The organism is Mesorhizobium sp. (assembly GCF_041661565.1).
In the GTDB taxonomy this organism is placed as follows: domain Bacteria; phylum Pseudomonadota; class Alphaproteobacteria; order Rhizobiales; family Rhizobiaceae; genus Mesorhizobium.
Genome location: NZ_JBAZUD010000006.1, coordinates 55,008 through 69,824 on the forward strand (window position 1 = coordinate 55,008; position 14,817 = coordinate 69,824).

Genomic DNA, 14,817 nt, shown 5'->3' on the forward strand with positions numbered 1-14,817 from the left:
ATCCTATATTCAAAATGCCAAGAATGCTCCCTGATAGGTCGTAAATGGATCCCTCTGTCGCCATCAAGCGCCGAACCGTCACATCGTCTGTCGTTGACCTCATCCGCGACCGGATCATATCGGGCTTCTACAAGGGCGGTCAGCAGATCAAGCAGGAAGCGATCGCCGAGGAAGCCGGTGTCAGCCGCATCCCGATCCGCGAGGCGCTGCTTCAACTGGAAGCAGAAGGCCTCGTCGTCATCCACACCCACAAGGGAGCGCTCGTCGCCACGCTGACGGTGGATGACGCCATCGATATATTCGAGGCGCGTCTGGCGCTTGAACCATTCATCTTGAAGAAAGCGATCGAACAGGCAACCGAGACCGATGTCGAGCATGTGCTGCGTGCCCTGGGCGACTATACGAGGGGGGTCGAGGCTAAGGAATCCCCGGCCAAGCTCAGCGAATTGAACTGGTCTTTTCACAAGGCTTTGTCGCGTCCCGCCAGGCGTCCGCGCTCGCTGGCCTTGCTGTCGTCGCTTTACAATTCAGCCGACAGATATCTCCGCTTGCAGATCGATGCCCGCTCGGCGCAGGCCAAAGCCCTGGACGACCACAAGGCGCTGGCGGCAGCGTTCGCCGACGGCAACCAGACCCTGGCGCAGAAGCTGCTGCGCAAGCATATCGCCGATGCGCGCGACGATGTGATGGCCGGCCTGCAGGCCAGCCCCGACTTCGAAAACACCTGATCGATTGTTTTCGGCTCCGAGCCGACAATGGCGATTGCTTGTCGTACGGAAATATTGGATATTGGATATAGAAGGCAGTTGGAGTCGTAGATGCAGCTGGATCGGGTCATTACCGTCGTGGGAGCACACGCCGAAGGCGAAGTCGGGCGCGTCATCACCGGCGGCGTCCTCCCTCCGCGAGGTGCGACGATGTTCGAGAGGATGGAGAACCTGGAACGCGACAGTCCCTGGCTCAGAAACATGCTCCTGTTCGATCCCCGAGGCAGCGTGAACGCGGCCGTCAACTTGATCACGCCACCCATCCATCCCGATGCGGATATCGGCATGATCGTCATGGAGTCGGACTACTTTGTGCCGATGTCGGGCTCGAACCTTATCTGCACGGTGACCGTCGCGCTGGAGGCGGGCATGATTCCGATGACGGAACCGCGGACGATCGTCCGAGTCGACACGCCCGCAGGATTGGTCGACGTGGTTGCCGAGTGCCGTGCAGGCAAGTGCCGGAGCATCACCTTCCGCAACATCCCCTCCTTCGTCATGCATCGTGACAGCATGATCGACGTCCCCGGGCTCGGCGCGTTGCGGGTCGATGTCGCGTATGGCGGCATGATCTACTGTATCGTGAATTCAATGGATCTCGGCCTGACGCTTGCACGCAGCGAGGCCAGGCAGCTTGTCGAAATCGGCGAGCGGATCAAGGCGGCGGCTTCCGTCCAACTGCCTTCGGTCCATCCTGAGAATCCGCTCATCCACACAATAAACCAGACCGAATTTGCCGGCCCGGTCGAAATCGTCGACGGGGTCAAGACCTCGAAAAATGCAGTCGTCGTGTCGCCGGGCCGCCTCGATCGCTGCCCGTGCGGGACTGGCACGTCGGCGCGCATGGCGCTTCTTCATGCGCGTGGCGAACTCGCGATCGGCGAGAAGTTCAGACACCTCTCCATTCTCGATACGGTTTTCGATTGCGAGATCATCGCCGAAGCAAAGGCAGGCAAGGTGCCCGCCGTCATTCCGCAGGTTTCTGGTCGTGCCTGGCTCACGGGCGTGAGCCATTACGGCGTGGATCCCGAGGATCCGTTCCCGGAAGGCTACCGTCTATCCGACACGTGGTTCAATTGATCGACAGACATCTTTAGAGCCCCAGGCACATGATTTGGTGCCTCAATGCAACGGCGCACATGAACGGAAGGTGGACATGGCGGAAGAACAGTTGAAATGGCTCAACGAGCCACCGAAATACACAAACCATGGCGGCGTGCTTCGTGTCGTGACGGGCCACGAGACGGATTTCTGGCGAGAGACATTTTACGGTTTCTGGCGCGACAATGGCCATTTTTTCCACAGGAGTGTCGCGGGGGATTTCACCGCCGAGGTGACGATCAACGGCAAGTATGAAGCCCTCTACGACCAGGCTGGCCTGATGATGCGGCTCAGCGAAACACATTGGGTGAAGGCCGGAGTAGAGTTTACCGACGGGCGGATGTACTTTTCCGTGGTCATCACGAATGACGTTTCCGACTGGTCGCTGGTTGCCATTCCGGCCGATCCGGCGGGCGTCAGGATCCGCCTCACCCGTCATCACGAAGCGGTTCGCGTTCAGTATCTGGACAGGGGCGACAACAGCTGGAAGCCGGTGAGGCTGGGCTATTTTCCTCCGTCTGCCCAGGTCGATGTCGGCATGATGTGCTGCTCTCCCCAACGGGAGGGGTTCGAGGTGGCTTTCACCGATTTCGTGATCGGCCCGCCAATTTCCAAAGAGTTGCACGACTGACCTGAAGCCGCCAGGAGCCGCCACCAGGCCCCTGCCGCCTTGCCGATCCTCATCGGGATTTTGAAATGACCAAGCGTGAATACGGCATCTGGATCGATGGTGCCGCCGAATTCCCGGCGGGAGGCACCGTTCTCGACAGAAGCTCGCCTGCCACCGGCGAAACCATCGCCAGCGTCCATCTCGCCGGGATCGCAGACCTTGACCGTGCTGTTATTCTTGCGAAGCAGACGTTCAGGAAAGGCAGCTGGAAGGGCCTTGCGGCAAGCGAACGCGGCAAGATCCTGCTGCGTTGGGCCGACCTTATCTCGGAGGAGCTCCCGATGCTCAGCCGCATCGAGGCCGATGAATCCGGCAAAACGATCGCCGCCGCCAAGGGGGAGATCGAGTGGTCCGTGGAGTTGCTGCGTTACGCGGCGTCGCTCGCCTGGAGCATCCCAGGCCGTATCGTCAATCACGAAGGTGCCGAGAAATTGGGCCTGGTGACCTACGAGCCATTGCCCGTGATCGGAATGATCCTTCCCTGGAATTTTCCGACGGTGACGCTGTTTCAAAAACTGCCTTATGCTCTCGTCGCGGGATGCAGCGTCGTGATCAAGCCGTCGGAACTCACGGCGGGCACGGCGCTCGAATATGCGCGGCTGGCCAAACAGGCCGGGATTCCCGACGGGGTCCTCGCCGTTCTGCCGGGCATGGGCGAGGTGATCGGCCAGGGCATGTGCGTGCACCCGGACATCGACATGATCTCCTTCACGGGATCCACCGCCGTGGGGCGCAAGATCGCCAGCCTCGCCGGCCAGTCGCTGAAGAAGGTGGCGCTTGAACTTGGCGGCAAGGGCGCCAACATCGTGTTCGCCGACGCGCATCTCGACGCGGCGGTCGCCGGTGCGCTTGCTGCCTTCACGATCAACCAGGGTGAGGAGTGTTGCGCCGGCGGAAGGCTGTTGGTCCAGGAGAGCATTGCCTCGGAGTTTGTCGCCAAGCTGGCCGAGAAGGCCGCGCTGCTGAAGCTTGGCACGCCTGACGATGTCGATGCCGATCTCGGGCCCATGATTCATCGGCAGCATCAGCGGAAAGTCCTCGATCATATCGAAAAGGCGCGGGAGGAGGGCGCAACGCTCGTGACGGGCGGAGGCGCACCGACGAGTGAGGGACTGCGCAAAGGCTGCTTCGTCGAGCCGACCATCTTCACCGGCATCGAGCCACACATGACGATCTTCAGGGAAGAGATATTCGGACCTGTGCTTGGGGTCACCACCTTCAAGGATGTTTCCGAGGCGATCGCGCTCGCCAACCAGACGCATTACGGCCTGGCCAACGGCGTCTGGACCTCCAATCTCGACACCGCAATGGCCGTCGCCAGCGCCCTGGAATGTGGGTTCGTCTACGTCAACACCTATCTTGAAACGGTTCCCCAGCTGCCGTTCGGCGGAAGCAAGTCCAGCGGCCTCGGCAGGGAAAACGGTCCCGACGGATTGCTCGAATTCATGCAGGCGAAGTCCACATTCGTTCGCCTGCGCCCCAACCTGTGATTCCGTCAGATGCAATGGAGAGCAAAGAGATGAAGCCGGTCCGTTTCGGGATTGTTTCGACGGCGAAGATCGCCCGCGACTGGGTGATACCGGCAATGCAGGCCGTGCCTGAGTGCGAAGTGGTGGCCATCTCTTCGCGCGATAGAGCTCGAGCGGCCGGTGTCGCCTCGGAATTCAGTATCCCGAAGCACTACACGTCTCTCTCGGACTTGCTGACCGACGAAGAGGTCGAGGCCGTCTATATCCCGACGCCGAACAACCGGCATGTCGACGACGCCATTGCCGCTGCAAGGGCCGGCAAGCACGTCCTGTGCGAGAAGCCGCTTGCCCTGGACGCGGCGGACGCCCTGCGCCTGGCTGAGGTTCAACGCCAGACGGGTGTGCAGATATCGGAAGCCTTCATGGTCCGGTACCATCCGCGATGGCTCGCCGCCCGTGACATCATCCGCAGTGGCAGGCTTGGCCGTGTCACGCAGATCCATGCAACTTACAGCGTGATGAATGACAATCCCGGGGACATCAGGTTCCAGCCGGAACTCGGCGGTGGTGCGTTGGGAGACGTTGGCGTCTATCCGATTACGGCGGCCCGCTTCCTTTTCGAGGCTGAGCCGATCGCGGCGACAGCAACATTCGAAAAGCGCGCGCCCGATGGCGTGGATATCGCCGTCGCCGGCCTGCTCGAATTTCCCGACAATCGCAATCTTCTGTTCAGCGGCGCCCTGCTGCAGGCATGGGCACACTGGATCATGGTGATTGGCACGGAGGGCTGGATGGAAATCCCGGTCGCCGTCTGGCCCTCGGCAAAACAAGAGACGATCATCAAGTTGCGCAAGCGCGACGACATCTACGACCAGGACGTCGAAATTACCCGCTTTGCGCCGGCAAACCAGTATGAAGAAGAGGTCCGCGCGTTTGCACGCTCTGTAAGAGGGGAGACCGGGCAATCCTGGCCGATCAGCGACGCGGTGGCGGGGATGCATGTCCTGGATGCCATCAGGCAGTCTGCCAGGGAAAAGCTGCGGGTGGCATTGCCGTCGATGAGCTCGTAAACGCTCTATAGGTCACTTATCGATGGTGGTCTTGGCGCCAGACGCGCATTGATCGTCAGACGCCAGCCGACTGAAGCACTGTGTGCCCCTCTGCCACGGTCATGAAGGTATCGGCGTCCTCATGTTGCGGCAGACGGACGGGAATCGGTTTCTGACCGGTCCGCCGGCGGCCGAGGCGCGGAACGGCATCCAGCAGGTTTCGCGTATAGGGATGCTGTGGATTCTCGATGACGGCTTCAACAGGCCCGCACTCGACGATCCGTCCACGGTGCATGACCGCGATACGGTCGCACAGGCGCGCGACGACGGCCATGTCATGCGAGATGAAGAGATAGGAAAGATCTCCGTGCTTTTTCAGGTCCGCGAGAAGATCTAGGATCTGCGCCTGAATGGTCACGTCGAGCGCAGAGACCGGCTCGTCGGCGACCACGATTTGCGGACTTGGCGCCAGCGCCCTGGCGATGGCAATCCGCTGCCGCTGGCCGCCGGAGAATTCGTGCGGATAGCGTCCCGCGAACTCTCGCTTCAGCCCGACTCGATCGAGCAGGTCGGCGACCGTCGCATTGATCGCCGGCCAGTCAGCTTCGCCGCGCGCGAACAGCCCTTCACCGATCTGCCGGCCGACGGTCAATCGCGGATTGAGCGACGAATATGGATCCTGAAAGATCATCTGGCATCGCCGTAGTTTTTCGCGGCGCAGCGGCGACGACAATGTGTCTATGCGTGCGCCTTCGATATGCAGTTCTCCCGCAGTGGGCGTATCGAGACCGACGGCGATGCGCCCGAGCGTCGACTTGCCGGACCCGCTTTCGCCGACGATCCCAAGTGTCTCGCCCCGTTCGAGCGCAAGGGACACGCCGTTCAATGCATGAACGGTTCGCCGGTTGGCCGTGAACGACTTTCGCAATTGTTCGACCTTGAGCACGGTATCGGACATCAAGGCCGAGCCTCTTCCAATTCGAACGCTCGTTGCTTCAGCCCCTTGTCCACCGTCAGGTGGGAGGCAAGCAGCGCCTTGGTGTAGTCGTGCTTCGGCGAACGGAGCACCTCGTCTACCGTGCCGATCTCCAGGATACGCCCACCGCGCATGACGGCGACACGATCGGCGGTTTCGGCAACCACGCCGATGTCGTGGGTAATCAGCAGGATGCCGGAGCCTGAGCGCGCCTTGAGATCGACCAGCAGGTCGAGCACCTGAGATTGCACGGTGACGTCGAGGGCGGTGGTCGGCTCGTCGGCGATCAGGATGCCCGGCCGAAGCGCAAGCGCTGCCGCAATCATGATGCGCTGGCGCATGCCGCCCGAAAGCTGATGTGGATATTGCGCGAGCACGCGGGCCGGTTCGGGAATACCTACATCCTCGAGCCAAGTGCTAGCGGTCGCCAGCGCCTCGCGCATGGAGACGCCATTGTGGCGCACCAACCCCTCCGTCATTTGCCGCGCGATGGTGAGAACCGGATTGAGCGAGGTCATCGGCTCCTGAAAGATCATCCCGATCCTGGCGCCGCGCACATCCTCCATCTGCCGGCGGCCGAACGCCGAAATGTCCTGCCCCTCGATCTCGATGCGGCCGCTCATCTGCGCCACCGCCGGAAGCAATTTCATGATCGACAGCGAGGTCATGCTCTTGCCGCTGCCGGATTCGCCGACGAGAGCAAGGATCTCGCCGCGAGCCAGATCGAAACTGATGTCGTCGATCGCACGGAAACCGCCTGATATCGCTGGGAAGCTGACGCAGAGGTTTCGGACACTGAGATAGGGTGAGTTCATGGCCGACCCTTTCGACGGGGATCGACAAGGTCCCGCAAGCTGTCACCGATCAGGTTGAAGGAAAGCACCGTCACGCAAATGGCGACGCCCGGGAAGATCAGGATCCACGGAGCCTTGTTGATATAGTTGCGCCCGGAAGCGAGGATCGCACCCCATTCCGGGGACGGAGGCTGCACGCCCAGACCCAGGAAAGACAGGCCCGCCGCCGACAGGATGGCCGAAGAGAAGCCAAGCGTTCCCATGACGATCAGGCTCTGGCCGATATTCGGCATGACATGCACCCGGACCAGCCGCCCGGTACGGATGCCCGCAAGCCTTGCCGCCTCGATATAGGGCTTGGCCCTTTCCGCTGCGGCGAGCCCGTATGTGACACGGGCGTAGAAGGGGACAAGGCTGATGGCGATGGCAAGCGTTGCATTCTCGATGCCTGGCCCAAGGAAGGCGACGAGCGCCAGGGCGATCAGCGTGTCGGGGAAGGAATAGAGCACGTCGATGAGACGCAGCAGCACCGCCTCGACGGCGCGGCCGGAAAAGGCGGCGATGAGCCCCATCAGGCCGCCGATCACGAGGCCACTGACCACGGCGAAGATGCCGATACCGAGGGACAAACGGCCGCCGACCAGCACCCGGCTGAAAAGGTCGCGGCCGAATTCGTCCGTACCGAACCAATGCGCGGAGGAAGGCGCCGCAAGCCGTGGTCCGGCCGCCATGCGGGTTGGATCGAACGGCGCCAGATAGTTGGAAAGCAGCGCTGCCGCGATGATGAAGATCGCCAGTCCGAGGCCGAGAAGCACGCCGAGGGGCAGGCCGCGACGCCGCAGCGAAATCTCTGTCGAGATGCTCATTTCTGCCTCATGCGCGGATCGAGGAAGCTGTAGAGGATGTCGATCAGCATCGAGACGATGACAACGGAGGTGGCGAAGACGACGATGAAGCCCTGGATCATCGGATAATCCCGCTCCAGCATGGCCTGGACCGCGAGCCGGCCGATGCCGTTCCAGGAGAAGACGTTCTCCACGATGACCTGGCCGCCGAGCAGATAGGCGAAGACGAGACCGACGACGGTGACGATGCTGATCAGCGCCGGCCTCAGCGCATGCACGAGCAACACCTCGTGCTCCCGGAGGCCTTTGGCACGAGCGGTGCGGATATAATCTTCCTCCAGCACGTCAACCAGCGCCGAACGCGTCATGCGGGCGACAAGCGCGCAATAGGTCAGGCCGAGGGTCAGGGCCGGGAGGAGGATATTGCGCCAATTCGAGCCTGCGACGGGCAGCCAGTGCAGCTTCAGCGCGAAGACCTGGATCATGATGAGGCCAAGCCAGAAGGCCGGGATCGACACGCCAAGCACGGCAATGAACATGACGACGGTGTCGACCATTCGGCCCCGGTTGACCGCCGCCAGAAATCCGAGCGGAATTCCGATCGCCAGCGCCAGCCCGAGGCCGGAGACCGCCAGCGCAAAAGTGTTGGGGACGCGTTGCATCAACAGCCGCAGGACAGGCTCGTTGCCGCGGATGGTCGTGCCGAGGTCACCCTGCAACACATGCGTGAGATACAGCATCACCTGCTGCCAGACCGGCAGGTCGAGACCGAGCCGGGCACGCATCTCGGCCATCACCTCCGGCGTCGCGGAGACCGACTGCGCCATCATAGCGGTTACGGGATCGCCCGGAACGACATGGATAAGAAGGCCGGAGAGGACAATCACGACTAGTACGGTGGCGAACGCGACGAGAACCCGTTTTGAGATCAGAAACAGCATCAGCACCCATCCGGTCGATGCACCGCCCCGCCTGCTGGCGACAGGGCGGTGCCAGACCTACTATTGCTTGAGGGTCACGTCGTTGAACAGGAGGGATACCATGAACCCCAACTTGAAGCCTTCGACCTTCGCGTTCGATGCCATCAGCCAGTTCCAGCCCGGCGACAACAGTGGCATCGTATAGGAATTTTCCATCAGATACTTTTCGATGTCATGGATCTTGGCGGCGCGAGCGTCGCCCGACAGCCTGCGCTGCTCGTCAAGCATGGCGTCGACCTGCTCGTTCAGGCCCATCTCGACAAAGCCGGGACGCTTCCAGAGGAAATTGAGGTAGTCCGGATCGACGCCCGACATGCCCATCGTCCAGACAAAGGGTTCTCCGTCGGTACGCTTGTTCTCGCTGCTCATGTGATCGAAGTGAGCCGCGACCTCACGCGTTTCGATCTCTGCCTGGACGTTGATGGCAGCCAGATCCTGCTGCATGATCTGATGCATCTGGTCCCAGCCCGACAGTTTGTGGGCCAACAGCCTTATCTTGAGCGGCTTGTCGGCGGTGTAACCGGCTGCCTCCATGATCGCCTTGGCGCCGTCTGGATCGTACTTCACGCCCCAAGTTGCGCATAATGCCTCATCCGTCGAAAACAGCTTTGGCGCGACCGGGCAGTTGGAGGTATGGACCAGGCCTTCGAAGGCGATGTTGGCATAGGCGTCGCGGTTCATGGCCATGCCGATCGCCTTGCGAATGTCCGGATTGTCGAGCGGCTTGATCTTCCAGGAGAAGGCCGCCAGCACCTGCTGGCCGGAAAGCTCGGCGGCATAGACCTTGAAATTGCTGTCGCTCTTCAGGTCCGCCGTTTCCTCCAGCGAAGGCTCGACGAGATCGGCCTCGCCCGAACGCAGCGCCGCCATGCGGGCGACCGCCTCCGGGATCACCTTGAACGTCAGCTGGTCGATATGCGGCTTGCCCGGGTTTTCGATAAGCGGATTGAAGTTCTTGTAGTCCGCATTCGACTGAAGCTGAAGGCTATCGTTGCGCGTCCAGCTGACGAACTTGAACGGGCCGGTTCCGATCGGCTTGAATTCGGCTGCGGCAAATGATGAGGGGCAGACAAAGCCCGCTTGGATGCCGGTCAAGAAGGACATGAACGGGCTGTAGGGTTCCGACATCGAAACCTTGAGCACTTTGCCTTCCACGCTGGTGCCTGTGATCGGTCCCCAAAGCGAACGGTCCGGATTTACGGTCGCAGGGTCGACAGCGCGATCAACCCGCGCCTTCGCGGCGGCGGCGTCGAAGGTGCTGCCATCGTGGCACTTCACCCCGTCGCGGATGGTGAAGGAGTAGGTCTTGCCATCCTCCGACATGGACCACTCGCTGGCGATGCCTGGATGCACCGTGCCATCTTCTCCCATGGTCACCAGTGTGTCGTAGATCAAGTTGGTCATCTGCAGCGACTGCGTCGTGCTGGTCTTGTCGGGATCGAGGCTGTCGGCATCAACGGCGCGGGCGACGATCAGGTCCGCGGCGGCGGCGACGGAGAGGCTCAGGCCTGTCCCAAACGCTGCCGCGGCCAGCAGGCCGCAGATATGCTTGGAGAGACGGTGCTGTTTCATGCTTTTTGTTCCCTTTATTATTTGGTTGGACTGCATGTAATTGTCAGGCGACGGATACTGGCGGACGCTTGCCTCCCCAGGGCCTTGCAGCTTCAAGCTGCGACGCCAGCCGGAAGAGCACATCTTCCGCGGCTGGTGTGGCAGCGAACTGCACGCCGATCGGCAGGCCATCGGCATTCCAGACGAGCGGTACAGACATGGCCGGCGAGCCGTTGACGTTGAAGATATGCGTGAAGGGCATCCAGGAAAGATAGAACTCGTAGTGTCCCCGCATCGAGGTCGCCTGCGGAAAGGCCTCATGGAGCAGCGGCGGCTGTGCGAGCGTCGGCGAGAGGAAGACGTCGTAGCGGCTGAACGTGGAGGTGACCGCGGAGGCGACAGCATGCAGGCGCGTCGTTGCGACATTGACCTCGACCGCCGAGATGCGGTTGCCGGCCTCGATCATTTCCCACAGCATCGGTGGGAAATCCTCGGCTGTCAGCTTGCGTCCAAGCACCTGTTCCTCGAGCCGCATATCTGTCGCATATTCGGCCAGGATAAAGGTTTCGAACGCACTCCAGCCATCGTCGGGCAATGCGATGTCGTGGTCCTCACAAATGTGGCCGAGGCTTTCGAGCAGTCTCACCGTCTCGTCAACCGCCTTGACGCAGTCGGGATGGGTCGCTGCCCCATAGGGCGCTTTGGTGGAGACGCCTATGCGCAGTCTTCCCGGGTCGCGGCCGACGTGGCTGGCAAAATCGCCGCCCGGCGGGCTGTTGAAAAACTGACCAGGCTGCATGCCCTGCGTTGCATCCAGCATGCGCGCGCTATCGCGCACCGAGCGGGACAGCACATGCTCGACCAGCATGCCCTGCCAGGTGCTGCCGGACGGAGCGACGGGATTCCTGCCGCGGGTCGGCTTGATGCCAAAGCAACCGCAGACGGAGGATGGCACGCGGATCGAACCACCACCATCATTGCCGTGCGCCATCGGCACCACGCCGGCCGCCACGGCCGCCGCCGTCCCGCCGCTCGATGTTCCCGCCGTACGGTTCGTGTCCCACGGATTGTTGGTCACGCCATGCGCGCGCGAACGCGTCGTCCAATCCATCGCAAGCTCGGGAACCGCGGTTTTGCCGAAGATAACGACGCCCGACTTTTTGAAACGACGGACAAGCTCCGTATCTTCAGCCGGCTTGACGGCGGCACGCGGCGGCCACCCGGCCCCGGTCGGCTGGCCCCCGTAATGCGCCGTCAGATCCTTCAGCAGAAAAGGCACACCTTTGAACGGACCATCCGCAAGCTCCTCGTCGATGAAGCGGCGGGCTTCTTCCTCGAATATGGCGACAACGGCGTTCAGCTTGTCATTGACGGCCCCGACGCCGGCAAGCGCCGTATCCAGCAATTCGCCGGGTGTCACCTCTTGCTGGGCGACAAGTTCGGCGAGCCCGGTGGCGTCAAAGTTCTGGTATTCGCTGAGCTGCAACTTCCTGAATCCCCGTTCGGCGTTTCGGAAAGCTACGGTGTGCCGGAATTTCCCGCATGATCCCGAGGGGTGAGACGGAAAGAAATTTCGTATCACCCGAAAGAGTGATACGCGTAAGCGCAGCAACTGAACGTACGGACGTCTCTTGTCGCAGCACGCAAGCCTGATCAATCTTCACATTTCGCCGCCCCGCGCTTCGCCCGGGATGATCAACAGACCGCGGCTGACCACGCTTTCCCGCCTGCTGACCCAGTATCGGCTTTGCCTCGTGCATGCGCCTGCCGGTTCGGGCAAGACGACGCTGCTTGCGCAGTGGCATGAATCCCTGCTGGAAAGCGACGTCAAGACGGTCTGGTATTCGACGGGCGAGGCCGACCGTGATCCCTTCGCCTTCGCCGATGGCCTCAGGTTGGCTTTCGGGGCAAGCTTCAGCCAGATCGTTGCGTCCATACCGGCCCGCGACGAGCCAGACGCGATAACTCAACTCGTGACACTGGTGGCGCGATGCGTCGAGACAGCGCCCGTTGCGCTGTTCGTCGATGACTATCACCTCGCCGAAGCCGGCGACGGCGGCGAAACGATCAATCGCATTTTCGCGGCTCGTATACCGAACATGACGATCGTCCTGGCCAGCCGCAACCGGCCCTCGATCCCGATCGGCCGCCTGCGCGTCAGCGGCGAAATTCTCGAAGTGCCTGTGGAAGACCTGTTTTTCGACGAGGCGGAGACGGAAGCGTTTTTTCAGTCGTCGTCAGGCGTGTCGCTGACTTCCGAAGAGAGCCGGCAGATGCACGGCTATACGGAGGGCTGGGCCGCGGGCCTCAGGCTCGCTTCGCTCGTGCTCGGCCGCACGCCGGGCGCGTTTGCCGAGACCCCGCCGACCGGCAGCCATCGTGCCTTCGCGGAATATTTCCTGGAAGAAGTGATCCTTGGCCTGCCCGAGAAGATCTGCCGCTTCCTGGCCATGACCTCGATACTCGATGCACTGAACTCAGACCTCTGCAATGCAGTCACCGGCTGGAGCGACGGCGGGGAGGTTCTGGAATTTCTCGAAGAAGTCCAGCTTTTCGTGGTCAGGTTGCCGGGCTCGCAGCGTTGGTACAAATACCATCATCTGTTCCAGGAGTTCCTGCTGGCGCGGCTTTATGCCGAGACACATTCCGATATTGCCGAGCTGCATTCTCGCGCCGCCCAATGGTTCATCGAGAACGGTTCGCCAATGGAGGCTGTTCGACACGCCTTTCTCGCGCGGCGACCGGACTGGGCCGCGGAGATGATCGAAAGCTATTGCCTCTACGACTATCTCAGCCACGGCCGCTTCGAGATTTTTTCGCGCTGGATGCAGCAATTGCCGCGCGACGCGCGTGAGGAGCGCCCGCTTCTGCTGTTCCTTCAGGTCTGGCGCTTCATCAATATGCGCCGGTTCCTCCAGGCGGAGCAGACGCTTCGCACAATCGAGGCTCTCGCCGCCGACAAGGCGAGCCGCGTGTCCGTCATCGCCCTTGAAACAGGGCTGGACGTCAAGGGTCGATTGCATTTGATGCGGGCGCTGATCGGTGCCTATGGCGGCGATATTGCAAGCTGCCTTGCGCATATCGAGCAGCTCGAGGGTCGCGAGCTCGATCAACTTGCCTTTGGCAGCGTCGATCTTGATTCAATTCATTCCTACCTTGCCTTCCAGGTCGGCGATCTGGCGCTTGCCGAGAAGCTGACCTGGCGCGCAAAGGGGATCTATGACGAGATCGCCGTCCATTGGGGCGGCCTTCATTCCCGCGCCATCGCTACCATGTGCTATATTGCACGCGGCCTGATCCAGGAGGCCAAGGACGTGGCGGAAGACGCGCTGCGCATTGCGCGCAGCAATTTCGCCGAACATTCCTACATGGTCGCGCTGCCTTCCGTGCTGCTGGGCGTCGTTGCCTTTGACCAGGGCGATTTTGAAGAGGCCGAGCGGCTCTGGCTACGAGCCATGCCCTCGGAAAATGCGACAGATGTCTCCGGCCTGTGCGAACGCGTCCTCATTGCCACGACGGGCCTCGTCCGCGTCTACGATGTTACCGGCCGTTCGGACAAAGGCACCAATCTGCTCGTGCGCGCCAGCCGCCGAGCCTATGAGACAGAGGACTTCCGCCTCGAGTTCCAACTGGCCATCGAGCGGGCCAATCGCGCTTTCCGGCTCGGAAATCGCTCCGAAGGACTGCGCGAATGGGAACGCTTGTCTCTCCATTTGCCGGAGGCCAGACGCCGCTATCCGCCATCGGCTTGGCAGATATGGGAGGCGTTTCATGTCGTGGATGCGCGGGCGATGATCGAAACCGGCCAGACCACCGCGGCCCTGGCAAAGCTGCGCGAGGTTGAGGCAAGGGCCGGCCAGGAAGGCCGTGTCCTGAGTGCACTGCAGGTCGGGCGCCTGATTTCGCGGCTCGAAGGCGCTGCCGGCTCGGCTGCAACGCCGCGACATCCGGAACTCTGCAATCTTCTGAACGTGTTTCTCGATATCACTCCCGCGAACCTGACGCCGCGTTTTGCAGACCGCCGTAATGTCAACGCGTTCGAGCCGCTCGCACACGGCTTGACTCAACGGGAGGAGGAGGTGCTGGAACTGATGCGCTGGGGCCTCTCCAACAGCGAGATCGCCTCCAAACTCCGCATCAACATCAACACCGTGAAATCCCACACCAAGAATCTCTTCTCCAAGCTCGGCGTCAAAAGCCGCACGCAGGCCGTGTTGAAGGGGCTGGGATAGATTCCCAAGCGCCGGGGCACAGCCGCGGTTTGTTTCGCATGGCAACGGGTGGCGATCGCGTAATTGGACGTGTGGCCTACCAGCCCAACGCGATATGTGTCCTTCAGCTACGCCCGGATCGAGCACGATCGCATGACAGGAAAGGAGAACGCCATGGCGACGACGATCAGGAACAGTGGCCTACTCGACTGCCGCCGATAATCGAGGCAGGCCCTTGGCTGGAGAGCAAACCTGCCCGTCGGCCGCTGCGCCGCTGCCTAGAGCGTTTCCTTCTTTTAGAGAATCGTAGGATTCCCATCGAGGCTTGATTGTGATTCAAGATGCTGGCTGGATTGGAGGCCAGCATCTGATGACGCGAGCGCTTTCAAATGATCTTCGTGAGC

General features: G+C 61.5%; 12 protein-coding genes. 6 read left to right on the forward strand and 6 right to left on the reverse strand.

The genetic code is table 11. From position 1 onward, the window contains the following. The first annotated feature begins 44 nt into the window (after window positions 1–44). The 5 genes from WC739_RS02380 (at window position 45) to WC739_RS02400 (ending at window position 5,077) form a co-directional block, all read left to right on the forward strand. Entirely contained in the window at window positions 45–728 is a 684-nt protein-coding gene (locus WC739_RS02380) for a GntR family transcriptional regulator (protein ID WP_372951406.1), read from the forward strand. Window positions 729–818: 90 nt separating this feature from the next. Further along, window positions 819–1,847 carry a proline racemase family protein gene (locus tag WC739_RS02385; protein WP_372951407.1) on the forward strand — a complete coding sequence of 343 codons (1,029 nt, stop codon included), beginning with the start codon at window positions 819–821 and terminating at the stop codon, window positions 1,845–1,847. Window positions 1,848–1,923: 76 nt separating this feature from the next. Further along, complete coding sequence (locus WC739_RS02390; protein WP_372951408.1) at window positions 1,924–2,499, forward strand: DUF1349 domain-containing protein; 576 nt, start codon at window positions 1,924–1,926, stop codon at window positions 2,497–2,499. Window positions 2,500–2,564: 65 nt separating this feature from the next. Beyond that, on the forward strand, window positions 2,565–4,028 hold the full coding sequence (locus tag WC739_RS02395; protein ID WP_372951409.1) for an aldehyde dehydrogenase: 1,464 nt from the start codon (window positions 2,565–2,567) through the stop codon (window positions 4,026–4,028). A gap of 29 nt (window positions 4,029–4,057) precedes the next feature. Then, the gene (locus WC739_RS02400) at window positions 4,058–5,077 is read left to right on the forward strand and encodes a Gfo/Idh/MocA family protein (protein WP_372951410.1); all 1,020 of its coding nucleotides are present in this window, start codon (window positions 4,058–4,060) and stop codon (window positions 5,075–5,077) included. 55 nt (window positions 5,078–5,132) lie between these two features. Here the strand turns inward: WC739_RS02400 and WC739_RS02405 are convergent, their stop codons facing one another. From WC739_RS02405 to WC739_RS02430, 6 genes are read right to left on the reverse strand one after another with little or no spacing between them, the layout of a single operon-like run. Further along, window positions 5,133–6,002, reverse strand: coding sequence for an ABC transporter ATP-binding protein (locus WC739_RS02405; RefSeq protein ID WP_372951411.1), 870 nt, complete (start codon window positions 6,000–6,002; stop codon window positions 5,133–5,135). 11 nt (window positions 6,003–6,013) lie between these two features. Then, on the reverse strand, window positions 6,014–6,847 hold the full coding sequence (locus tag WC739_RS02410) for an ABC transporter ATP-binding protein (RefSeq protein ID WP_372951412.1): 834 nt from the start codon (window positions 6,845–6,847) through the stop codon (window positions 6,014–6,016). Further along, window positions 6,844–7,692 (reverse strand): ABC transporter permease, encoded by an 849-nt coding sequence (locus WC739_RS02415; RefSeq protein ID WP_372951413.1) that lies wholly within the window; start codon window positions 7,690–7,692, stop codon window positions 6,844–6,846. The genes WC739_RS02410 and WC739_RS02415 overlap by 4 nt, the downstream gene beginning before the upstream one ends. Beyond that, window positions 7,689–8,612 carry an ABC transporter permease gene (locus tag WC739_RS02420; RefSeq protein WP_372951414.1) on the reverse strand — a complete coding sequence of 308 codons (924 nt, stop codon included), beginning with the start codon at window positions 8,610–8,612 and terminating at the stop codon, window positions 7,689–7,691. Before WC739_RS02420 ends, WC739_RS02415 begins: the two co-directional genes overlap by 4 nt. 60 nt (window positions 8,613–8,672) lie before the next feature. After that, on the reverse strand, window positions 8,673–10,223 hold the full coding sequence (locus WC739_RS02425) for an ABC transporter substrate-binding protein (RefSeq protein WP_372951415.1): 1,551 nt from the start codon (window positions 10,221–10,223) through the stop codon (window positions 8,673–8,675). A gap of 43 nt (window positions 10,224–10,266) precedes the next feature. Continuing rightward, complete coding sequence (locus WC739_RS02430; protein ID WP_372951416.1) at window positions 10,267–11,859, reverse strand: amidase; 1,593 nt, start codon at window positions 11,857–11,859, stop codon at window positions 10,267–10,269. A gap of 34 nt (window positions 11,860–11,893) precedes the next feature. Here WC739_RS02430 and WC739_RS02435 point away from each other — a divergent pair, with 34 nt between their 5' ends. After that, window positions 11,894–14,434 carry a LuxR C-terminal-related transcriptional regulator gene (locus tag WC739_RS02435; RefSeq protein WP_372951417.1) on the forward strand — a complete coding sequence of 847 codons (2,541 nt, stop codon included), beginning with the start codon at window positions 11,894–11,896 and terminating at the stop codon, window positions 14,432–14,434. Window positions 14,435–14,817: the final 383 nt, after the last annotated feature.